The 21213-nt window shown below is 68.6% G+C and carries 17 protein-coding genes; 7 read left to right on the top strand and 10 right to left on the bottom strand.

Going from position 1 to position 21213, the window contains the following annotated elements:
- Positions 1-19: 19 nt before the first annotated feature.
- On the bottom strand, positions 20-1981 hold the full coding sequence (locus F790_RS0110060; RefSeq protein ID WP_019591582.1) for an ABC-F family ATP-binding cassette domain-containing protein: 1962 nt from the start codon (positions 1979-1981) through the stop codon (positions 20-22).
- Positions 1982-2261: 280 nt separating this feature from the next.
- Between F790_RS0110060 and F790_RS0110065 the strand changes: the two genes are divergently transcribed.
- On the top strand, positions 2262-3179 hold the full coding sequence (locus F790_RS0110065) for a GGDEF domain-containing protein (RefSeq protein WP_019021625.1): 918 nt from the start codon (positions 2262-2264) through the stop codon (positions 3177-3179).
- Between the two features lie 15 nt (positions 3180-3194).
- Here the strand turns inward: F790_RS0110065 and F790_RS0110070 are convergent, their stop codons facing one another.
- Together F790_RS0110070 and F790_RS0110075 are read right to left on the bottom strand one after the other, a co-directional pair.
- Complete coding sequence (locus F790_RS0110070; RefSeq protein ID WP_019591583.1) at positions 3195-4139, bottom strand: hydrogen peroxide-inducible genes activator; 945 nt, start codon at positions 4137-4139, stop codon at positions 3195-3197.
- Complete coding sequence (locus F790_RS0110075; protein WP_018869127.1) at positions 4126-4473, bottom strand: DUF3301 domain-containing protein; 348 nt, start codon at positions 4471-4473, stop codon at positions 4126-4128. Before F790_RS0110075 ends, F790_RS0110070 begins: the two co-directional genes overlap by 14 nt.
- Before the next feature lie 115 nt (positions 4474-4588).
- Here F790_RS0110075 and F790_RS0110080 point away from each other — a divergent pair, with 115 nt between their 5' ends.
- The 4 genes from F790_RS0110080 (at position 4589) to F790_RS0110095 (ending at position 9183) form a co-directional block, all read left to right on the top strand.
- Positions 4589-5422, top strand: coding sequence for an inositol monophosphatase family protein (locus F790_RS0110080; protein ID WP_019591584.1), 834 nt, complete (start codon positions 4589-4591; stop codon positions 5420-5422).
- Entirely contained in the window at positions 5419-6831 is a 1413-nt protein-coding gene (locus F790_RS0110085) for an adenylate/guanylate cyclase domain-containing protein (protein ID WP_019591585.1), read from the top strand. The genes F790_RS0110080 and F790_RS0110085 overlap by 4 nt, the downstream gene beginning before the upstream one ends.
- The gene (locus F790_RS0110090; RefSeq protein WP_019591586.1) at positions 6828-7904 is read left to right on the top strand and encodes a tetratricopeptide repeat protein; all 1077 of its coding nucleotides are present in this window, start codon (positions 6828-6830) and stop codon (positions 7902-7904) included. Before F790_RS0110085 ends, F790_RS0110090 begins: the two co-directional genes overlap by 4 nt.
- Before the next feature lie 64 nt (positions 7905-7968).
- Complete coding sequence (locus F790_RS0110095) at positions 7969-9183, top strand: TraB/GumN family protein (protein WP_019570169.1); 1215 nt, start codon at positions 7969-7971, stop codon at positions 9181-9183.
- Positions 9184-9210: 27 nt separating this feature from the next.
- Here the strand turns inward: F790_RS0110095 and F790_RS0110100 are convergent, their stop codons facing one another.
- From F790_RS0110100 to F790_RS0110115, 4 genes are all read right to left on the bottom strand, one after another.
- Entirely contained in the window at positions 9211-10209 is a 999-nt protein-coding gene (locus F790_RS0110100; protein WP_019591587.1) for a zinc-binding dehydrogenase, read from the bottom strand.
- A gap of 30 nt (positions 10210-10239) precedes the next feature.
- Positions 10240-10725, bottom strand: a complete 486-nt coding sequence (locus tag F790_RS0110105; RefSeq protein WP_019591588.1) for a Slp family lipoprotein — start codon at positions 10723-10725, stop codon at positions 10240-10242.
- A 47-nt stretch (positions 10726-10772) separates the two neighbouring features.
- The gene (locus F790_RS0110110) at positions 10773-11411 is read right to left on the bottom strand and encodes a Slp family lipoprotein (RefSeq protein WP_304412357.1); all 639 of its coding nucleotides are present in this window, start codon (positions 11409-11411) and stop codon (positions 10773-10775) included.
- A gap of 63 nt (positions 11412-11474) precedes the next feature.
- Positions 11475-12368 (bottom strand): HDOD domain-containing protein, encoded by an 894-nt coding sequence (locus F790_RS0110115; RefSeq protein WP_019591590.1) that lies wholly within the window; start codon positions 12366-12368, stop codon positions 11475-11477.
- A gap of 155 nt (positions 12369-12523) precedes the next feature.
- Here F790_RS0110115 and F790_RS0110120 point away from each other — a divergent pair, with 155 nt between their 5' ends.
- On the top strand, positions 12524-13321 hold the full coding sequence (locus tag F790_RS0110120) for a dienelactone hydrolase family protein (protein WP_019591591.1): 798 nt from the start codon (positions 12524-12526) through the stop codon (positions 13319-13321).
- A gap of 34 nt (positions 13322-13355) precedes the next feature.
- On the opposite strand, the gene F790_RS0110125 is transcribed toward F790_RS0110120, so the two are convergent.
- The 3 genes from F790_RS0110125 to metH form a co-directional block, all read right to left on the bottom strand.
- Positions 13356-14642, bottom strand: coding sequence for a response regulator (locus F790_RS0110125; RefSeq protein WP_018869117.1), 1287 nt, complete (start codon positions 14640-14642; stop codon positions 13356-13358).
- Between the two features lie 158 nt (positions 14643-14800).
- Positions 14801-16351, bottom strand: coding sequence for a bifunctional GNAT family N-acetyltransferase/carbon-nitrogen hydrolase family protein (locus F790_RS0110130; protein ID WP_019591592.1), 1551 nt, complete (start codon positions 16349-16351; stop codon positions 14801-14803).
- Between the two features lie 174 nt (positions 16352-16525).
- A complete protein-coding gene (gene metH, locus F790_RS0110135; protein WP_018869115.1) occupies positions 16526-20317 on the bottom strand; it encodes a methionine synthase in 3792 nt (1263 codons plus the stop codon).
- Positions 20318-20451: 134 nt separating this feature from the next.
- On the opposite strand from metH, the gene F790_RS0110140 reads away from it, so the two are divergent.
- A complete protein-coding gene (locus tag F790_RS0110140) occupies positions 20452-21210 on the top strand; it encodes an arginyltransferase (RefSeq protein WP_018869114.1) in 759 nt (252 codons plus the stop codon).
- Positions 21211-21213: the final 3 nt, after the last annotated feature.

Consider the following 21213-nt stretch of genomic DNA (forward strand, 5'->3'; position numbering starts at 1 on the left):
GAGTTCAAGGGTCGGCCTTTCACTTCTCCGCCGGGGAGCCTCCGGCATCGGGGCGTGCCGCTTCCAGGGCCTCCATGGCCTCCATCCATTCCCCTTCGTGGTCCTCCAGCCGGCGACGCAGCTCGCCCTGCTCGCGCGTCAGCGCCGCCAGGCGGTCCGCGGCCTCGGCATCACCGGTGTACAGCTCGCCGTCAGCCAGTTCGGCCTCGATCGCGTCCAGCCGCTCCTGCAGGCGCGCGCACTCCGCCTCGGCGCGATCGGCGCGCTGCTGCAGGGGCTTGAGGGCCTCGCGGGCCCGCGCCGCCTCGCGCCGGCGATCCTTCTGCGACAACGCCGGGCCACCCCCGGCTTCATCTCCGGAAGCCACCGCCGCACCACCCGGCCCGGCCGGTTCCGGTCCCGCTTCATCCCGGCTCCGACGCTCCTGGAGTTCACGAGCATAGTCATCGAGATCGCCGTCGAATTCGCTCAGATGACCGTCCTCCACCCGCCAGAAGCGGTCGCAGACCCGCGCCAGGAGCTCGCGGTCGTGGGCCACCACCACCAGTCCCCCGGCGTAGGCCTCCAGCGCCTCGCCCAGCGCCTCGCGCATGTCCAGGTCCAGGTGGTTGGTGGGTTCGTCGAGCAGCAGCAGCGATGGCGCCTGCCACATCAGCTGTGCCAGCACCAGGCGTACGCGCTCGCCCCCGGAGCACTCGCCCACCGGACGGTCGGCCCGCTCCCCGCCGAACCCCAGCCCACCGAGGAAATTGCGCAGGTCCTGTTCCGCAGCGCGCGGATCCTGCCGCTGCAGATGCGCCAGCGGCGAGGCCGCCAGGTCCAGCTGCTCGCGCTGATGCTGGGCGAAATAGCCGATGCGCAGGTCCGGGGCCGGCTGCCGTTCGCCGGTATCCGGCTCCAGCTCGCCGGCCAGCAGGGCCAGCAGCGTCGATTTTCCGGCACCGTTGGGACCGAGGATCCCGACCCGGTCCTCCGGGCGCAACCGCAGGCTGGCCGGATGCAGACGCCGCGACTCGCCATGGCCCACGGTCGCGTGGTCCAGGGCCAGCAGGGGGTCGGGCAGCCGCTGCGGTGACGGGATGTGCAGATGCACCGGGCGCGCCGCGCGGATCACCGCGACGTCCTCCAGTGCCTCCAGCCGCTTGAGTCGGCTCTGGGCCTGGCGCGCCTTGCTGGCCTTGGCACGGAAACGCCGCACGAACTGCTCCAGATGGGCGCGTTCCGCGGCCACCTTCGCCGCGGCCGCCTCGCTCTGCGCCATGGCCTCGGCGCGCCGGGCCTCGGCCTGGGTGTAGCCGCCGCTGTACAGGGTCAGGGCGCCGCGTTCGATATGGGCGATATGCGTGACCACGGCGTCGAGGAAACGCCGGTCGTGGGCGATCACGATCACGGTGCCGGGGTAACGTGCCAGCCAGCCTTCCAGCCAGACGATGGTTTCCACGTCCAGGTGGTTGGTGGGTTCGTCCAGCAGCAGCAGGTCGGAGCGCGTCATCAGGGTGCGCGCCAGCCCCAGGCGCATGCGCCAGCCGCCGGAGAAATCCGACATCGGCCGGTCGCCGTCCGCGTCGGAAAACCCGAGCCCGGCCAGCAGGCGCCGGGCGCGGGCCTCGGCGGTCCAGCCGTCGATCGCATCCAGGCGCGCGTACAGCCGCGCCTGTTCCGCCCCGTCCCCGTCGTATTCTTCCTCGAGGCGCCGCTGCAGTTCGCGCAGTTCGGCGTCACCGTCCAGCACGTACTCCACCGCCGGGCGCGCGCTGCCCGGGACTTCCTGCGGCAGATGCGCGACCACCCAGTCGTCCGGCTGCTCGATGGACCCGGCATCCAGTGACAGTTCGCCCTGCAGCGCGGCCAGCAGACTGGACTTGCCGGAACCGTTCGCGCCGGTCAGGCCGACCCGCCAGCCGGGGTGCACGGTGAGTTCCGCCCCCTGCAGCAGGATCTGGCGTCCACGTCGCAGTTCAACGTTGTGCATGCGGATCATGGCGGCGCTTCTCCCACGGTGGCCTGTACGCTGCGGCAGCATAGGGAAACGCCGTTCGATGTGCACGTGGCGTGCTGCCACCCTGGATGGCGTCGAAATCCTGCCGCTTTTTGCCGGTCGAACCGGCGGATTTTTTCCGTCCCGACCGGAGAATGTGCCGACAACCCGACACTCCGCCCTCCTCAACTGGCAAAAATCCTTTCGGAAACAGCATTTTGCAAACATGGCACGGTTCTCGCTTCTGCTTCGGCCAGGAATCATCGATCACCGCGAGGCAGCCATGAACAGCGACAACAACGCCACCAATCTGCGTCTGGTCTCCAGTAACGGCGGGGGACCGCAGCGCAGCGCACCGCTGGACGCCCTGGGGTTCGTCCAGACGGTGACCGCCACCCTGGAGCTGGGCGCGGTGATCGACCGTATCAACGAGCATCTGGCCGGCCACCTGGAGCACAGCGGCTGGATCTATACCACGGACGACGGCGAGATCCGTGAAGGCGGCGAACCCGACCGTCATCGGATCGAATACGCCCTCAGCTACAACGGCACCGACCTCGGCTCCCTGGTGCTGATGCGCGGCCGGCGCTTCGACGACCAGGAGCAGGCCCTGGTGGAATCCATCCTCGGCCTGGCCGCTCCGGCCCTGCACAACGCCTGGCGCTTCCGGCGGCTGCGGGCCAACCTGGAGCGCGACGAGCTGACCGGCCTGGGCAACCGGCGGGCCTTCGAGATCCAGGGCGAGCAGTGGCTGGCCGACTGTCTGCGCCAGGACCGCCCGCTGTCGCTGCTGGCGGTGGATCTGGACCACTTCAAGCAGCTCAACGACCGCTTCGGCCACACCGTGGGCGACGAGATCCTGCGCGAAGTGGCCCGCGCGCTGCGCGAATCCAGCCGTCAGTCGGACCTGTGCGTGCGCATGGGGGGCGAGGAGTTCCTCGTGATCCTGCCCGGAGCGGACCTGCGCGCCGGCATGGACTGCGCCGAACGGATCCGGCAGGCGATCGGCGGCGTGCGGGTTTGCGCGCGTGGCGAAGAGGACGCCGCCGTCGAAAGCGACGGGGTAGCCGCCGTCACCGCCTCCATCGGCGTGGCCGCACTGGGCCGCCACACGACCCTGCAGAGCCTGTATCAGACCGCCGACGAGGCCCTGTACGCGGCCAAGACCTCGGGACGCGACCGGGTACTGGCCCGACACTGACGGACCGGCAGCGGGTCAGCCGTCGCCGTCTCCCGGCCGGATGAAGTCCACGCAGGTCAGCGGGGTCTGCAGGATCGCCTGACGCAGGGCCTCCACCGCCTCCGGTCGCGGGAACCGGCTGCGCCAGGCCAGCGCCACGCGGCGCGACGGCACGGGCTCTTCGAAACGCCGGACCGCCAGCAGCCGCTGGGCGTAGCGGTCGGCCCCGGCGGCGGTGCACGGCAGGATGGTCACGCCCATCCCGGAGGCCACCATGTGGCGGATGGTCTCCAGCGAGGACCCCTCCAGGTTGCTCGGGGTGCTGCCGTCCGCGGTGACGGTTTTTTGACACTCCGGGCAGCGTTCCAGCACCTGATCGCGGAAGCAGTGTCCCGCACCCAGCAGCAGCAGGGTTTCCTGCGCCATCGCCTGCAGTTCGACCGTCTCCCGCTCCGCCAGCGGATGACTCCCCGGCAGAACGCCGACGAACGGCTCGTCGTACAGCGGCAGGGTCACGATCCCCGGCTCCTCGAACGGCAGCGACACGATGATGACGTCCAGGTCGCCCTGCTTGAGTCGTTCGCGCAGCCGGCTGGTGTAGTTCTCCTCGATCACCAGCGGCATCTGCGGGGCCCGTGCGTGCAGCACCGGGATCAGCTCCGGCAGCAGGTAGGGCGCGATGGTGTAGATCACCCCGAGGCGCAGCGGGCCCACCATCGGATCCTGGCTCTGTGCCGCCACGTTGCGCAGCTGCTCCACCTCGGAAAGCACCTGGCGCGCCTGGGCGATCACCCGCTCGCCGGCCGGCGTCACGCTGATCTCGCCGTGGCCGCGTTCGAACAGCATCACGCCCAGTTCGTCCTCCAGCTTGCGCACCGCCACCGACAGCGACGGCTGCGACACGTGACAGGCCTCCGCCGCCCGGCCGAAATGCCGCGCATCGGCCACGGCCACCGCGTAGCGCAACTCACTCAGGGTCATGACTGCCGCCTCCGACTTCATCCACCGTTCGCCCGCCTTCGGGCCAGTCCAGGGTGATACGCTCCAGCGCCGCCCCGCGCAGGATCAGCCAGCCCCGCCGCCGTTCCACGCCGTCGCCGGCAAACTCGAACACGTATTCGCGCCGCAGCACCGGATTGCCCCGATGACGCACCGGCCGCAGCCGTCGCCGCACCACGCTGCTGTCGAGAAACTGTACGCCGGCGCGGTCGCATGCCTGCCGCGCGATATGCCGCGCGCGCTCGTGCGCCCGCCAGTTGGCGTTCAGGTAGGCCACCAGCGCGGCCAGGGCTAACAGGATCAACACACCGGTCATGGATCGGTATGATACGCATACTGACACCGCAAACGCCCGCCGATCCGCCGGATGTGCCGCCATCCCCGGGTCCCGGCGCCGCACAGACGAGGCCCGGCCCCGTCCAGGAAACCGCATGAACGGCAACAGCATCCCTTTCTCCGCCCTTCTGGAAGGCCTGCGGACCATCGGTCGGGAAGAGCTCCTGCCGCGTTTCGCCAGCGGCACACGGGTGGACTACAAGGCGGACGGATCGGTGATCACCCCGGCCGACCATGCCGCGGACGCCGCGGTACGCCGCCTGTTGCAGGACTGCGGCATCGACGAACCGGTCCTCAGCGAGGAACAGGACGAACCGGAACAGCAGCGCGTGCTCGACGAAGCTCCGGCATTCTGGCTGCTGGACCCCCTGGACGGCACCAGCAATTTCGCCACCGGGCTGCCGTTTTTCGCCATCTCCCTGGCACGCATCGAGGGCCAGCGGGTGACCCACGGGGCTACCCTCGACCCGGTGCGCGGCGAACTGTTTTCCGTCACGGAGGACGGCCCGCTGCTGCTGGACGGCAGCGAGCCGGAAACCGCGGCCACCGCTCCACCCGAAATCCGGCGCTGCATCGCCCTGGTCGACTACAAGCGCGTTCCCCGCACCCTGGGACGGGCGCTGCTGGACGCGGCCCCGTTCGCTTCGCAGCGCAACCTCGGCGCCTGCGCCCTGGAATGGGCATGGCTGGCGGCCGGGCGTGCGGATCTGTACCTGCACGGCGGCCAGGCGCTGTGGGACAGCACCGCCGGCACCCTGATGCTGGAACGTGCGGGCGGCGCGATGGCGGACCTGTCCGGCGCACCGGTATTCCGCCGCGATCTGGCCCGGCGCCCGGCGATCGCGGCCCGCGCCCCGCAGCTGCAGGCCGTCTGGCATGCCTGGATTACCGAACAACTGGACCCGCCCGACTCCGGAGCGTCGGCATGATGCGGCTGTTCCGTCGCGGGGGGCCACCGGAACAGCGGCGCGCCGCGGATTTCACGCCCCGCTATCTGCCGATCGCCTGGAAGATCGTCGCGGTCATCGCCGGGCTCACCCTGACCGGGATCGGCGTGCTGGCATGGGTCATCCTCAGCCAGGTCAGCACGGTGCTGAACAACCAGATCCAGGCCCAGGCCGAACTGACCGTCGCCCCGGTGGCCCGCACCTCGGGTGAACTGATCCTCGCCGAAGATCACCTCACGCTGGAGACCCTTCTCAACTCGCTGGTCGAGGACGGTCGGGTCGAGCACATCGCCGCCTACGCCATCGACCGCGGCCGGGTCGCCGAGGCCGGGTCTCCGCCGGCCGACGACGCCGACGGGGTCTGGCCGCTGACGGCCGGGGCCGAACCCTACCGGCAGGAAGTCCGGTTCCAGGACGTCCAGGTCGGCTACATCGAGGCCCGGATCGACTCGGCACCGATGCAGGAACTGATGCGCAACACCATCAATGCGGGTGTCATCACCGCCGCGATCGTCTTCCTGCTGAGCCTGATCCTCGCCATCGACATCTCCAAGCGCCTGGTGCGTCCGCTGGAACGCCTGGCGGAATCCATGCGCGAACGCATGCAGCCCGGACCGGACGAACAGGACGACCCGCGGGTGGTGCTGCGGCGCGACGAGATCACCCAGCTGACCGAGGCGTTCAACACCATGGCCCACGATCTGCTGCGCAAGGATCAGGTCGAGGCCGCGCTGCGACGCTATGTCTCCACCGGAGTGGCCGAGGACATCCTGGATAACCTGGACCGCGTGGAGCTGGGCGGCCGCGCGGTCGAGGGCTCGGTGCTGTTCGCCGACATCACCGGCTACACCGCGCTGTCCCAGCAGTGCACCCCGGAGGCACTCGGACGCATGCTCAACGAGTTTTTCGGCCCCATGACCGAGTGCATCGCGGAGCACGGCGGCACGGTGGACAAGTACATGGGAGACTGCACAATGGCGGTCTTCGGCGCGGCCCGGCCCGACCCCGACCATCGCATCACGGCCCTGCGTACCGGCCTGGCGCTGCTGGACACCATCGCCGGCATCAATGCGAAGCGCGAGGCACGCGGCGAACGGCGGGTGGAATTCCGCATCGGCCTGTATGCCGGCGAGATGCTGGCAGGCAACATGGGGGCCCGGGAACGCATGCAGTTCACGGTGGTGGGCGAGACGGTCAATCTGGCCGCCCGCCTGGTGACCATCGCACCCCCCGGGGGCCTCGTCACCACGCGCGATTTCATGGAGCATCCCCACATGAGCCAGCACAATACCGGGAAGCTGGTGCAGGAAGACCTCGGCCAGCATGCCCTCCACGGCCTGAGCGAGCCGGTCGACGTGGTGCGGGTGCACCCCTCGCGGACCACGGCATGATTCGACGCCGGATCCGTTACATCCTGCTCGCGGTGCTGCTGGCGCTCGCCACGCTGCACGGCTGCGCCCTGCTGGAGCCGCTCCAGGACCCCGACACGCGCGTCGACCGGCTGGTGGCCGAAGGCGAATATCGCGCGGCACTGGAAACCCTCGACGCGCTGCCCGCCGAGGAACGGGCAGCGCGCGAAGAACGTCGCGAGACCATCGAGGCCCGCGCGGCCGAGGCCGCGGAGAATGCCCTGCAAAAGGCCGGAGATCAGGCGGCCGAAGGCGCCGTGGGGCGGGCCCTGGATATCCTCGAGGAGGCCGATGCCCGACTGCCGGCCAGCGAGGAACGCCAGCGCCGCATCGCCGAGCTGGAACGTGACCGCCGAACCGGTCTCAGCGCCCTGGAACGCCGGCACCGAATGATGGAGGCACGGGCCCTGGCCGAACGCCTGCGGCTGCTGGACATCATGGAACCACTGGCGCGTGACGACGACACCCTGCCCGAAAACGTCGACGATCTGCGCCGCCGTGGCGCCCGCCTCGCCGCCGAGCTCGACCGCGATGCCCGCGACGCCGCCCCCGAGACCGCACTGGAACGTCTGCGGCTGGCGCGCGAACTCGAGCCCGATCCGGAGCGCGACCGGCGCATCGCCGAGCTGGAGGCCGAGCTCCGGCCGGACCCCGAACCAGTGAATCAGGAAGACAGCACGGCGCTGCTGGATGCACTGGAACGCGCGCTGGACGAGGAGGACCTGATCGCGGCCCGGCAGCATTGCCGCAACATCGCCACCGACCGCCTGGGTGACAGCGCTCGCGACCGCCACGATGCCCTGTGCGAGCGCTGGGAAGAACAACGCGACGCACACACGGCCGAGCTGCTGGAACAGGGCAGCGCGCATTACGCCGCCGGCCGCATTCACGACGCCCTGGACACCTGGGAACGCGCCCTGGAACTCGATCCCGAACACGCCGGGCTGCGCAGCGCCCGTGAACGCGGCCGGCGCGTGCTGGAGCGTCTGGACTCCCTGCGCGGCCCGGCGGACGGGCCGGAGACCCCGGGTGAGCCGTTGCGGCCCGCCCCGTGAACCGGCAGGCGGCGAACGAGCCTGATAGGATTCGATCACCCGAAAACAGCCCACCGGCCCGAACATGACTCCGAACGTCGAGGACCTGATCGCCAGCGAACCCCATCGCGTACTGCAGCTGGGGGACACCGAGGTCGTGCTGCTGGGCACCGCCCATGTCTCGCGGGCCAGCGCGGACCGGGTACGCAGCCTGATCGACACCGAAAGCTTCGACGCGGTCGCCATCGAGCTGTGCGAGAGCCGCCAGCGGGCCATGCTGGACCCGGATGCGCTGGGCCGGATGGATCTGTTCAGCGTGATCCGGCAGGGCCAGGCCCCGATGATCGCCGCCAGTCTCGCCCTGGGGGCCTATCAGCAGCGTCTGGCCGAGCAGTACGGGATCGAGCCGGGGGCGGAGATGCGCGCGGCCATGGACGGCGCCCTGGATCAGGGCGTGCCGCTGGCGCTGATCGACCGCGACCTGGGCCTGACCCTCCGACGCACCTACCGGGCCGTGCCGTGGTGGCAGCGCATGGGCCTGGTCGGCGGCCTGCTGGGCAGCGTGCTCAGCCGCGAGAAGATCGACGAGAGCGAGATCGAGCGCCTGAAGGAAGGCGACATGCTGGAGAACACCTTCAGCGAGTTCGCCGAGCAGTCCGAGGCCCTGTACGGCACGCTGATCCACGAACGTGACCTGTACATGGCCGCGCATCTGCGGCGCATGGCCGCCAGCGGCGAGCACCGGCGCATCCTCGCGGTGGTCGGCGCCGGGCACCTGGCCGGCATCGCCGAACAGATCGGCCAGCAGCAACAGCCGCCGGACGAGATCCTGGACGACCTCGACCAGGCCCCGCCGAAGGCCCGCTGGCCGAAGATCATCCCGTGGGTGGTGGTCGGGGTGATCCTGACCGGCTTCGTGATCGGATTCCTGCGCAACCCCGACATCGGGATTCAGATGATCATCGACTGGGTGGTCATCAATGGCGGACTGGCCGCGGTGGGAGCGGCGATCGCCCTGGCTCATCCGCTGACCCTGCTGACCGCGGCGCTGGCCGCGCCGCTGACCTCCCTGAACCCCACCATCGGGGTCGGCTTCGTGGCTGCCGCCGCGGAGATCTTCCTGCGCAAGCCCCGGGTCTCGGATTTCGCCCGCCTGCGCCAGGACACCACCCACGCCCGGGGCTGGTGGCACAACCGGGTCTCGCGCGTGCTGCTGGTGTTCCTGCTGACGACCCTGGGCTCGGCGGCCGGAACGTACATCGGCGGCGCGCGGGTATTCAGCCACCTGTTTGGCGGCTGAATACCCGGTTCCTCAGTCGCGCCCGCCTCAATCGGGGATACGCAGCACCAGCTTGCCGCGACGCCCGCCGGCCTCGATCCGCCGGTGCGCCTCCGCGGTCTGTGCCAGCGGCAGCACGTCCTCGACGTTGACCTCCAGGCTGCCGGCCTCCAGGCGTGCCAGCCCGTCGGCCACAATCTTCGCCTGCCGCGCCAGCCCCGTCCGGCTGCGCTGCAGCATCGGGGTCAGCATCAGTTCCAGATGGATGGCCGCGTTCTGCAGCCGCGCCGGGTTCCAGTCCATGCCGTCGGGCGGTGCCAGCAGGGTCACCAGGCGCCCGGCAAAGCGGATGTGCCCCAGTCCCTCGACGAAGGTGTCGCCACCGACGGTATCCAGCACCAGGTCGAAATACCGTCCGTCGGTGAAGGCGGCGATATCCGTCGCGGCACGGTCACTGCGGATGTCGACGTGATCCGCCCCCAGGGCACGCATCACCTCCACACCGGCATCGCTGCGCACCAGCCCGAGCACCCGGGCATTGGCCGCCCGCGCCAGCTGAACCGCAATCTGCCCGACTCCTCCGCTGGCCGCATGCACCAGGACATAGTCGCCCTTCTGCAGGCCGCCGCGGTCGATCAGCGCCTCCCAGGCCGTGATCCACGCCAGCGGCAGCGCCGCCGCCTCGGCGTCAGAGACCGCATCGGGCACCGGCACCAGGGCGGCCTCGGGCACCACCGCCTGTTCGGCACAGGTCCCCGGGTCGGCGCCGGTGCCACCGAAACAGAACGCCACGCGCTGCCCCGGGCGAACGTGCTGCACCGCGTCGCCGCAGGCCTCGACGACCCCTACGCCGTCACAGCCGGGGGTATTGTGCGGCGCGCCCTCGACCAGCATGCCGCCCGCCCGGACCTTGGTGTCGACCGGATTCACGCCGGCCGCCAGCAGGCGCACACGCACCTCGTCGGGCTCGCGGATCACCGGGTCGGGGCATTCGCCCAGGTATAAAACGTCGGCAGAGCCGGGCTCGTTGAACTGGATGGCTTGCATGTCACTCCCTGATTGAAACGGTTGAACGGGTCACAGTCCGATCCCGATACCGATGCCGAAGTTCACCCGTCCGGGCGCGGCGGGAGTGCCCGCCGGCCACAGATGCAGCTGCCGGGCTTCCAGTACCGGGAAGCGGTATTCCGCCTCGCCGATCCGGCCGGTCTCGACCGCGGTGACCGGTCCGGTGGCCGTCATGCGGCGCCCGGGGCGATAATCCACCGGATCAAGGAAACCCTCCACCACGACCCGGAAACGCCCCTGACTGGCCGCCCCGGTGCGTGGCTCCTGCCCCCGTAATGGATAGGCCAGAACCTCGAGCACGGTGGTTTCGGGGCCGTGGTCGACCTCGGCGATGACGCCGCCCCACATCTGGTCGGTCTGCGGCAGCCGCTCGGCGGTAACCGCGCGCGGCTCCACCGGTTCGGCGGGACGCGGCACCTCCAGCGGCGTGGCCGCGCAACCCGCGAGGACCAGCGCCAGCAGGGCCGCCAGCAGAGCCCGCGCAACGCCCGACACGCGACGGGACAAACAACGGTTACCGGATCTGTGTTCGTGCATCGGATTCACCGGAAGTGCCCGTCGTGATACGGATCGTGATGCAGCGGACGGGGGTGACGCCAGCCGGGCCCGTAGTAACCGCGGGGCATGCCCGAGTGGTACCACGGGTCATACCACGGGTCGTACCAGGGATCGTACCGTCGATCCTGCGGCGGCGGGCGTCGTTCCCAGAGATGCACGACCTCGGCCTCCACCTGCACGAACTCGTAGACATGCTCGCCAATGCGGGCTTCTTCGCTGCCCGCAATCCGTCCGCGCACGGTCACCTCGCGCCCCGGGGCATGGTCCCGCGGTTCGAGGAAGTCATCCACCCACACGCGAAACCGCCCGGGAGAGACATCGGTTTCCCGCGGCCGCGCATCGCGTCCGAGAGGGCGGGCGACGATCTCCAGACGGGTCCCGTCGTCGGTATTATCGACCCCCGCGACCACCCCGCCCCAGACCACGAGCGCACCTTCGGCGGCAGCCACATCGGCACGCACCGTAGCCAGATCCAGGCGCTGGTCGGGAAGCGGCCCCAGCCGCTCGGGCACCGAGGCGCAACCGACCACGCCGAGGCCGACGATCAGCAGCAGTGCCAACCGGAGCACACGGCCGGAACACGGTATTCCGGGAACAGAGCGAGCGCGGGAGCAACGGGTCATGGCAAGTTCCTCACAGTCATTCCGGTAGACCGCCGCCGCCCCGCCCGGGTTCTCGCATGGCCATCAGCCGGCCGGCGTACCCACCTCCGGGTCGGACAGGGCCTGCACCGCCAGGACCTCGTGCTGGGCGTCTTCCACCGCCTGCAGCAGCATCTCCGGCGAGACCCCGGCGATCGCCCAGGCCTGTTCTTCCAGCGGCGGCGCATCGGCCCAGTCGCGCGAATCGATCTCGGCTAGGTGAGCGCCGGTGTTGGCCAGATGCACCAGGGCCACCGAGGGTCGATGGCGATCGCTGGCGGAAAGCGGATCGTGGTGCCAGGCAATGCCCTCCACCAGGGCCTCGGGCAGCCCCCAGCGCTCGGCCAGTGCCCCGCCCAGACGGGCATGGTCGAAGCCCATCTGTTCGCGCTCGGCGGCCTGCGGCGACGGCCCCTGCGCGGTATCCAGGCTCGCCAGGAAGGCGCGGTGCGCCGCTTCGGGCGACTGCGAGAACAGCAGCAGCTTGCCCAGGTCGTGCAGCAAACCCGCCAGAAAGACCACGCCGGCCGCACGCGGGGCCACCGCCTGCGCCAGCTGCCGGGCGATGACGGCGCAGTAGGCCGAATGACGCCAGAAGGTCTCCAGCGGCAGACGCTCCTGCTCGGGGAGGGTGTTCATGGAGCGCGTCACGGCACTCGCCACCACCAGACGCTGCAGGACGTCGCGCCCCAGCATCGCCACCGCCCGCTCGATCGAATCCACCGCGCGCGACGGCGCGTAGGCCGGGCTGTTGGCCAGACGCAGCACATGAGCCACCAGACCGGGATCACGCCCGAGGGCCGCAGCGATCTGCGGCTGGGTACTTTCGTCGTCGTCCAGCAGCCGCGAGACCTCGAACACCACCTGCGGCATGGCCAGCAGCCGGTCGGCCGCCTCCACCCGGGCCTCGAGGCTCGCAAAGCCCGTCTCGTCGCTCATCGGATCTCCTCCCGTGCGGCATTACCCTTCCGCGCCGCATTTCCAGCTTAGCCCCTGCGCGGCCCCGACGCATCCCGGAACGGGCGCTCTTGTTCGCATTCCGGAGCGGGACCATACTCGAATGGCCGATTCGGCGATTCGACAAGGAGACACCCATGCAACCACTGCGAACCCTGAGTGCCGCCGTGGCGCTGGCCGCACTGTTCCCTGGCCTGGCGCTGGCCGACCTGCACACCGAATCCGTGACCTACGAGCACGACGGGCAGACCTTCGAGGGCTTCATCGCCTGGGACCCGTCGGTCGACGGTCCGCGTCCGGGCGTGCTGGTGGTCCACGAATGGTGGGGGCACAACGACTACGCCCGCAGCCGCGCCGAGCAGCTGGCCGCGGAAGGCTATACCGCCTTCTCGCTGGACATGTACGGCGACGGCCGCACCGCGGACCATCCGTCCGAGGCCGGCGAGTTCGCCGGGCAGGTGCGCGAAAACCGGGACATGATGCTGGAGCGCTTCGGCGCCGCGCACGACTACCTGCGCGGCCACGATCAGACCGCGGACCAACCGGTGGCGGCCGTGGGCTACTGCTTTGGCGGCACGGTGGCGCTGGAAGCGGCACGCGCCGGAGCCGATCTGGCCCTGGTGGCAAGCTTCCACGGCGCACTGGCCACCGAGCACCCGGCGTCGGCCGACACCCTGAAGCCCGAGGTCCTGGTCTTCAATGGTGCGGCCGACCCGATGGTGCCGAAAGAACAGGTGGATGCCTTCCGCGAGGAGATGGATAACGCCGACGCGGACTGGACCCTGGTGGATTTCGGTGGCGTGCTGCACAGCTTCACCAACCCCGACGCCGACAGCATCGCCGAGCGCTTCGACATGCCGGTGGGCTATGACGAACGCGCCGACCGGGATTCCTGGCAGTACCTGCTGGGGGCCCTGGAGCGTCGTCTGAAATAGGCCCGACGCGGGCGCTGCACGAACCTCCGGGGGCTCAGAACCCCCGGAGGTAGATCAGCACGCCCAGGAAGATCACGGCCAGCACCGCGGCCACCAGCACCCCGCGGAACCATGGCCGCGACCACAGGCGATCGCTGGGGGGATCAAAGCTGGCTTTCCCGGAGCCGGTCGCGGCCGGGGCCTCCCCACCCTGCTCCGAGGCAGGCCCCTCGGCCTCCGGCGCGGCCTTCGGCCCCCCGTTGAGCTCCAGCTCCAGATCACGGATGCGCGCGCGCAGGGACTTGTTCTTGTGCATCGCCTCCGACAGCTCGCGTTCACGCTGTTCAAGGCTGTCGCGCAGCTGGGCCAGCGTACTCTCCTGATCGGAGCACTGCGTCTCCAGCTCGTGCTGCGCGGCCTCCGCCGCCGACGCGCGTTCGGTCTGCTGATTGCGTTCCCCGCGCAGGCGCTCGGCGGTCTTGTTCGCCGCATCGCGTTCCTCACGGGCCTTGTCGCGCTCGCGCTCCAGCTCGACCAGCTCGTGCTCCAGCCGGATCACCTCGCCTTCCAGCTCGGTCACCCGCTGCTGGCGGTCGTCGTCGGACGCGGCCCCGGCCTCCTCCGCCGATTGTTCCTGCGCCTGCTCCAGGGTCTCGCTGGCCTCGCTCAGGCGCTGGCGCGCCTCTTCCAGCTCCTGCTCGAGCGAACGGCTCTTTTCCTCGTATTCGTCGGCGCGCTGATAGGCAGCGGTGGCATCGTCGCGGGACTCGGCGAGGGCCTGGCGCAGCCGGTCCAGTTCGTTGTGCAGCTCGCGATCCCCGGAGGAACTCTGGCGCAGCATCAGTTCGCGCCGCAGCCGCTCGACCTCGTCACGCAGGTGGCGCAGCTCGGCCTCGGTCTCCTCGTCGGCCACGGGATGCTCTGGCAGGAGCTCGGCCACCACCTCGCGGACCCGTCCCGGCACGAACGGTTTCTTGAGCACGGCGTTCGCGCCCATGGAACGCCAGTCTTCCTCGGACTGTTCGTCGTTCTCCTGCCCCGTAACGATCCCCACGGGGAGATCCGCGGGAACGCCATCGGCGCCGTCCCGGATGCGCATCAGGAGGTCCTGCCCGTCGAGCCTGGGCATGGAGAGATCGGTCAGCACCAGACCGATGTCGTTCTGTTCCTGCAGGCGGGCCCATGCCTCTTCGCCGTCCGCGGCCTCGTACACGGTATGGGTATCCCGGAGGATGCGCTGCAGGGCCACGCGGATCACCTTGGAATCGTCCACGACCAGAACGGCCGTACGCGGCCCGCCGGCAGACGCCCCGGGCGTTTCGCTCGTCACTGCTTCCGCCATGGTTACCCCCTGAAAACCTCGATGCCTTTCCGTGGCCTCCTGCGCCCACGGCAGCGGACGACACGTCCGTAGTTCAGATTACGGCTGATGATCGAACAATACCACCCCGCCCCGGCGGGGATCCGCGGAAGATCTTCACGTTTTGGCTCCGGACGTCTCTATACGGGGCTGGATTTCCAGTCGATCGCGTAGAGATCCCGCCGACGGTCCCGCAGATTGCGCACCGAGCCGTGGTTGCGCAGTTCCTTCAGGTTGTCGAGGTCGAGATCCACGATCAGGGTCATCTCGGTGTTCGGGGTCGCCTCGGCGGCCACCGCGTCGTGCGGGAACGCAAAGTCGGAAGGGGTGAACACCGCGGCCTGCGAGTACTGCATGTCCATGTTCTCCACCCGCGGGAGGTTACCCACCGAGCCGGACATGACCACGTAGCACTCGTTCTCGATCGCCCGGGCCTGGGCGCAGCGGCGTACCCGCAGATAGGCGTTCTTGGTGTCCGTCCAGTACGGCACGAACAGGATCTGCAGGCCGTGATCGGCCATCACCCGCGGCAGCTCGGGGAACTCGACGTCGTAGCAGATCAGGATCCCGATCTTGCCGAAGTCGGTGTCGAAGACATGCACCTCGTCACCGCCCTGCAGCCCCCAGTAGCCGATCTCGTCGGGGGTCACGTGCAGCTTGTACTGGCGATCCCAGGTCCCGTCGCGGCGGCACAGGTAGGACACGTTGCGCAGCACGTCGTCGTGGTATTCGGGCATCGAACCGGCGACGATGTTGATGTTGTAGGACAGCGCCAGGCGCACCATCTCCTCGCGGATGTCCTCGGTGTACTCCGCCAGTCGGCGCACGGCCTCGGCCGGATAGTCCTGGTTGAACGCGCCCATCAGCGGACCGTTGAAGAACTCCGGGAACAGCACGCAGTCGGCGCGGTAACCCGACACCGCGTCCACGAAGTACTCCACCTGCTGGAACAGGGCATCGAGGTCGGCGGTGGGCCGCATCTGCCACTGGACCACGCCGATGCGCACGTCCGAACGGCTGCCGCCGATCAGCTTTTCCTTTTCCTCGTAATAGATGTTGAGCCATTCGATCAGCGTGGCATACGCCCCGGACTTCTCGTCGTCCGGAAGGTAGTCCGTGATGATCTTGCGCACGTGGAAATCGTTGGCCAGCTGGAAGGTCAGGATCGGATCGGTGATCTCGTGGTTCTTGACCTTCTCCACGTACTGCTGCGGCGTCATCTCGTCGCGATGGGCCTCGTATCCGGGGATGCGTCCGCCGGCCACGATCGCGCGCAGGTTCAGCTTCTCGCACAGCTCCTTGCGCGCATCGTACAGCCGCCGCCCCAGGCGCAGGCCGCGGTAATCCGGGTGCACGAAGATGTCCACGCCGTACAGCGTGTCCCCGTCCGGATCGTGGGTGGTGAGAAAGCCGTTGCCGGTGATCTGCCAGTAGTTGTGGTGATCGCCGAAGCGCTTGTACTCGACGATCAGGCTGATGGCGGCGGCCACCACCTTCCCGTTGTCCTCGATGCAGATCTGCCCTTCGGGAAAGCGCGTGACCTGGGAGCGGAACTGCGCCTCGCTCCACGCCCCGTCCAGGTCCTGGTAGACCCGCTCCATGATCTCGCGGATGTCGTCGTAGTCCTCCAGCCGGGTCTGACGCAGGGTGAGGACGTGCTGGGTGGAATCGGTTTCCTGACCTGAGGTCATGCGGGGCTCCGTTGGTATGGGGCGACGAGCGCGGGCGCCCGCCGGGACATGCCTGCAGGATACAAACATCCGGCGACGCGCGGAAACCGGGACAGGTCTTCCACGGGATTGCGCCCACGAAAAAGGCCCCGCACGGGGCGGGGCCTGATTCGGGTCGCAGGGCGGACCCTGCGGTTACGCGCTGCGCGCCTCGCGTTCGGCCGCGGCTTCCGCCTTGGCCTCGTCGCTGTCGTCGTAGCCGATGTTCGGCGCGAGCCAGCGCTCGGCCTCCTCGAACGACATGCCCTTGCGCTTCGCGTAGTCCTCGACCTGGTCGCGGTTGACCTTGCCGAGGCCGAAGTAGCGCGACTCGGGATGCGCGAAGTACCAGCCGGACACGGCCGACACCGGCAACATGGCGTAGCTCTCGGTGAGCGTCATGTCGGCGTTTTCCTCCGCCTGCAGCAGCTCCCACAGCGTGGCCTTCTCGGTGTGCTCGGGGCAGGCCGGATAGCCCGGCGCCGGACGAATGCCCTGGTACTTCTCTTCGATCAGGTCCTCGTTGGCCAGCTGCTCGTCTGCGACGTAGCCCCAGTAGTACTTGCGCACGTATTCGTGCATGCACTCGGCGAAGGCCTCGGCCAGGCGGTCGGCCAGGCTCTTCACGAGGATGGCGTGGTAGTCGTCGTTGGCCTTCTCGTATTCCTCGGCCTTCGCATCCACGTCACCGCCGGCACTGACGGCGAACGCACCGATGTAGTCCGGGCCACCGGCCTCCTTCGGCATCACGAAGTCCGCCAGCGAGTGGCTGGGCTGACCGCGACGCTTCTCGGTCTGCTGGCGCAGGTGGTGCAGCTTCTTCAGCACCTGGCTGCGGTTCTCGTCGGCATAGACCTCGATGTCGTCGTCATCGACGCTGTTCGCCGGGAAGAAGCCGACCACGCCGCGGCAGGTCACCCACTTCTCGTCGATCATGCGCTGCAGCATCTCCTGGCCATCCTTGAACAGCTTGCGTGCCTCTTCCCCGACCTTCTCGTCTTCGAGAATGCGCGGGTAGGCCGCATGCAGCTGCCAGGAATGGAAGAACGGCGTCCAGTCGATGTACTCCTTGACCTTGTTCAGGTCGAAGTCATCGAAGCGCAGCAGCACCGAGCCATCGCCGTGCGGATGCAGCACGGTCGGCTCGCCCGGCAGGTCGTCGGTCTCCAGCGCCTTCGGCCTGGTCGGGGCGTAGGCGGACCAGTCGATCTCCGGCTTGTTGGAGCGGGCCTTCTCCAGCGACAGCCACTGGACCTTCTTCTTGCGCCCGGCGTTCTGCACGCGCAGCTTCTCGTATTCCTCGCGGATCTCGGCGGCGTAGTTCTCGCGCAGTTCGGGGCTGATCAGGCTCTGGGCCACGCCCACCGCACGCGAGGCGTCCTTCACCCAAACCACCGGGCCGGAGTAGTTCGGCTCGATCTTGACCGCGGTGTGGGCGCGCGAGGTGGTCGCCCCGCCGATCATCAGCGGCGTGGTCATGCCCTCGCGCTCCAGATCGGCGGCGAAGTTCGCCATCTCCTCCAGCGAGGGCGTGATCAGGCCGGACAGACCGATGACGTCGACATCATGCTCCTTGGCGGCCTTCAGGATCTCGGCACCCGGCTGCATCACGCCGATGTCGATGACCTCGAAGTTGTTGCACTGCAGGACCACGCCGACGATGTTCTTGCCGATGTCGTGCACGTCGCCCTTCACGGTGGCCATCAGGATCTTGCCGTTGTTCTCGGTGCCGGTCTTCTCGGCCTCGATGTACGGGATCAGGTGCGCCACGGCCTTCTTCATAACGCGCGCGGACTTGACCACCTGCGGCAGGAACATCTTGCCCTCGCCGAACAGGTCGCCGACCACGTTCATGCCGTCCATCAGCGGGCCTTCGATCACCTGGATCGGGCGGTCGTAGGCCTGACGGGCCTCTTCGGTGTCGTCCACCACGTAGGTGTCGATACCCTTGACCAGGGAGTGCTCGAGGCGCTTGCTGACTTCCCACTCGCGCCACTCGAGGTTCTCTTCCTTCTTGCCACCGCCCTGGCCCTTGTACTCCTCGGCCAGCTCGAGCAGGCGATCGGTCGCGTCATCGCGGCGGTTCAGGACCACGTCCTCGACCGCTTCCTTAAGCTTCGCGTCGATATCGTCGTAGACCGCCAGCTGGCCGGCGTTGACGATGCCCATGTCCATGCCCGCCTTGATGGCGTGGTACAGGAACACCGCGTGGATCGCCTCGCGCACCGGCTCGTTGCCGCGGAACGAGAACGACACGTTGGACACGCCGCCGGAGACCAGGGCGTGCGGCAGGTCCTTCTTGATGCGGCGCACCGCTTCGATGAAGTCGACGCCGTAGTTGTTGTGCTCTTCGATGCCGGTCGCGATCGCGAAGATGTTCGGGTCGAAGATGATGTCCTCGGCCGGGAAGCCGACCTTCTCGGTCAGCAGCTTGTAGGCGCGGGTACAGATCTCGACGCGGCGGTCCTCGTTGTCGGCCTGGCCATCCTCGTCGAAGGCCATGACCACGATCGCGGCGCCGTAGCGGCGGCACAGTTCGGCCTGCCGGATGAAGTTCTCCTCGCCCTCCTTCATGGAGATCGAGTTGACCACCGGCTTGCCCTGCACGCATTTCAGGCCGGCCTCGACGATCTCGAACTTGGAGGAGTCAATCATCACCGGCACGCGGGCGATGTCGGGCTCGCCGGCCAGCAGATTGAGGAAGCGGACCATCGCATCCTGCGACTCCAGCATGCCCTCGTCCATGTTGATGTCGATGATCTGGGCGCCGCCCTCGACCTGGTTCAGCGCGACTTCCAGCGCGACGTCGTATTCCTCGTTCTGGATCAGGCGCAGGAACTTGCGCGAGCCGGTCACGTTGGTGCGCTCGCCGACGTTCACGAACAGCGAGTTATCGTCGATGTTGCACGGCTCCAGACCGGACAGGCGGCAGGCCGGAGAGACCTCCGGCACCTTGCGCGGCGGGAACTTCTCGACCGCCTCGCGGATCGCGCGGATATGCTCCGGCAGGGTGCCGCAGCAGCCGCCGATGATATTCAGCAGGCCTTCTTCGGCCCACGGGCCGACGTCCGCGGCCATCTGCTCCGGGGTCTCGTCGTAGTCACCGAACTCGTTGGGCAGACCGGCGTTGGGGTGCGCGGACACGTGGGTGTCGGCAATGCGCGACATCTCGGCCACGTACTGGCGCATCTCCTTGGCCCCCAGCGCGCAGTTCAGACCGATGGAGATCGGGTTCGCATGGCGCACGGAATTCCAGAAGGCCTCGGTGGTCTGGCCCGAAAGGGTACGACCGGAGGCGTCGGTGATGGTGCCGGAGATCATCACCGGGAGGTCCTTCCCGAGCTCGTCTTCCAGGGTCTTGACCGCGAAGATCGCGGCCTTGGCGTTCAGGGTGTCGAACACCGTCTCGATCAGCAGCAGGTCCACCCCGCCCTCGACCAGCGCCTCGGCGGCCTCCTTGTAGGCCTCGACCAGGGTGTCGAAATCGACGTTACGCGCGCCCGGATCGTTCACGTCCGGCGAGATGGAAGCGGTGCGGTTGGTCGGGCCGAGGATGCCGGCCACGTAGCGCGGACGATCCGGGGTCTTCTCGGTCCAGGCATCGGCGGCCTTGCGCGCGAGCTTCGCGGATTCGCGGTTCAGCTCGGGGACAAGATCCTCCATGTGGTAGTCCGCCATCGCGATGCGGGTACCGTTGAAGGTGTTCGCCTCGATGATGTCGGCGCCGGCCTCGAGGTAATCGTTGTGGATCTGCTCGATGATGTCCGGGCGGGTCAGGGAGAGCAGGTCGTTGTTGCCCTTGAGGTCGCCTTCCCAGTCCTTGAAGCGCTCGCCGCGATAGTCCGCTTCCTGCAGATCGTACAGCTGGATGGTCGTGCCCATGCCGCCATCCAGAATCAGGATGCGTTCCTTCAGGGCGTTCTCGAGATCTTGTCGCGTTGCCGTCATGTGCCGTACACCATTGGTTTCAAATGTCATTACTTTAGCATGCCGGGCATCGAACCCCGGTCATGTCCCGCCGGTGGCGGGGGCACGGCCCGGTATGCGTTGGCGCCCCGGGCCGGAGCTGTCAGGATAGCGGAATGCAGGAATCCCCGATCCGCTGGTATCTGACTGCCCCGCAGCCCTGTCCGTACATCACGGACGGGCGCGAGATGCAGTCCCTGCTGGTCGACCCCGAGGCCCGGCTGGATGCCGCCGGCTTCGGGGCCCTGCTGGCCGAGGGCTTTCGCCGCAGCGGCCGTTTTGTCTATCGCCACCACTGCCCCGCCTGCGATGCCTGCGTGCCGGTGCGCATACCGGTGGCCGCCTTCCGCCCGAACCGCAGCCAGCGCCGCTGCCTGCGCGCCAACGCCGACCTCGATATCGAATATCGCGCCCCGCCGGGGGCGGGCGACGGTCGCACCGAGGCCGACCTGGACGAACACATGCCGCTGTTCCTGCGCTATCTGCGCAACCGCCACGCGGGTGGCGGCATGGAGCAGATGAATCGCGAGGAATACGCCGGCATGCTGACGGAACGCAGCGCCCCGGTGGAGCTGCTGGAGTTCCGCCGCGCCGGACAACTGCTCGGCGTCGCCATCACCGATCGTACGCCGCAGGGGCTGTCGGCCATGTATACCTTCTACGAGCCGGACCTTCCGGCCCGTGCGCTGGGCACGTTCGGCATCCTGTGCCAGATCGAGCATGCGCGGAACCTGGGGTTGCCGCATGTCTATCTCGGGTACTGGATCCCGAACGCACCCCGCATGGACTACAAGATACGATTCCGCCCCGCCGAGGGTCGACGGGGCGGAGCCTGGCGGGCCCCGGACGACGCACGCCCGCAGGACCCGCGATAACGG

Origin of the sequence: Thioalkalivibrio sp. ALE20 (assembly GCF_000381405.1) — a bacterium.
Lineage (GTDB): Bacteria > Pseudomonadota > Gammaproteobacteria > Ectothiorhodospirales > Ectothiorhodospiraceae > Thioalkalivibrio.

Coding starts and splice junctions, on each gene's coding strand:
- F790_RS0110065 (WP_019021625.1), top strand. CDS start 2,262: ATGAACAGCGACAACAACGCCACCAATCTGCGTCTGGTCTCCAGTAAC.
- F790_RS0110090 (WP_019591586.1), top strand. CDS start 6,828: ATGATTCGACGCCGGATCCGTTACATCCTGCTCGCGGTGCTGCTGGCG.
- F790_RS0110110 (WP_304412357.1), bottom strand. CDS start 11,411: ATGACCCGTTGCTCCCGCGCTCGCTCTGTTCCCGGAATACCGTGTTCC.
- F790_RS0110140 (WP_018869114.1), top strand. CDS start 20,452: ATGCAGGAATCCCCGATCCGCTGGTATCTGACTGCCCCGCAGCCCTGT.
- F790_RS0110095 (WP_019570169.1), top strand. CDS start 7,969: ATGACTCCGAACGTCGAGGACCTGATCGCCAGCGAACCCCATCGCGTA.
- F790_RS0110125 (WP_018869117.1), bottom strand. CDS start 14,642: ATGGCGGAAGCAGTGACGAGCGAAACGCCCGGGGCGTCTGCCGGCGGG.
- F790_RS0110085 (WP_019591585.1), top strand. CDS start 5,419: ATGATGCGGCTGTTCCGTCGCGGGGGGCCACCGGAACAGCGGCGCGCC.
- F790_RS0110070 (WP_019591583.1), bottom strand. CDS start 4,139: ATGACCCTGAGTGAGTTGCGCTACGCGGTGGCCGTGGCCGATGCGCGG.
- F790_RS0110130 (WP_019591592.1), bottom strand. CDS start 16,351: ATGACCTCAGGTCAGGAAACCGATTCCACCCAGCACGTCCTCACCCTG.
- F790_RS0110080 (WP_019591584.1), top strand. CDS start 4,589: ATGAACGGCAACAGCATCCCTTTCTCCGCCCTTCTGGAAGGCCTGCGG.
- F790_RS0110100 (WP_019591587.1), bottom strand. CDS start 10,209: ATGCAAGCCATCCAGTTCAACGAGCCCGGCTCTGCCGACGTTTTATAC.
- F790_RS0110075 (WP_018869127.1), bottom strand. CDS start 4,473: ATGACCGGTGTGTTGATCCTGTTAGCCCTGGCCGCGCTGGTGGCCTAC.
- metH (WP_018869115.1), bottom strand. CDS start 20,317: ATGACGGCAACGCGACAAGATCTCGAGAACGCCCTGAAGGAACGCATC.
- F790_RS0110060 (WP_019591582.1), bottom strand. CDS start 1,981: ATGATCCGCATGCACAACGTTGAACTGCGACGTGGACGCCAGATCCTG.
- F790_RS0110120 (WP_019591591.1), top strand. CDS start 12,524: ATGCAACCACTGCGAACCCTGAGTGCCGCCGTGGCGCTGGCCGCACTG.
- F790_RS0110115 (WP_019591590.1), bottom strand. CDS start 12,368: ATGAGCGACGAGACGGGCTTTGCGAGCCTCGAGGCCCGGGTGGAGGCG.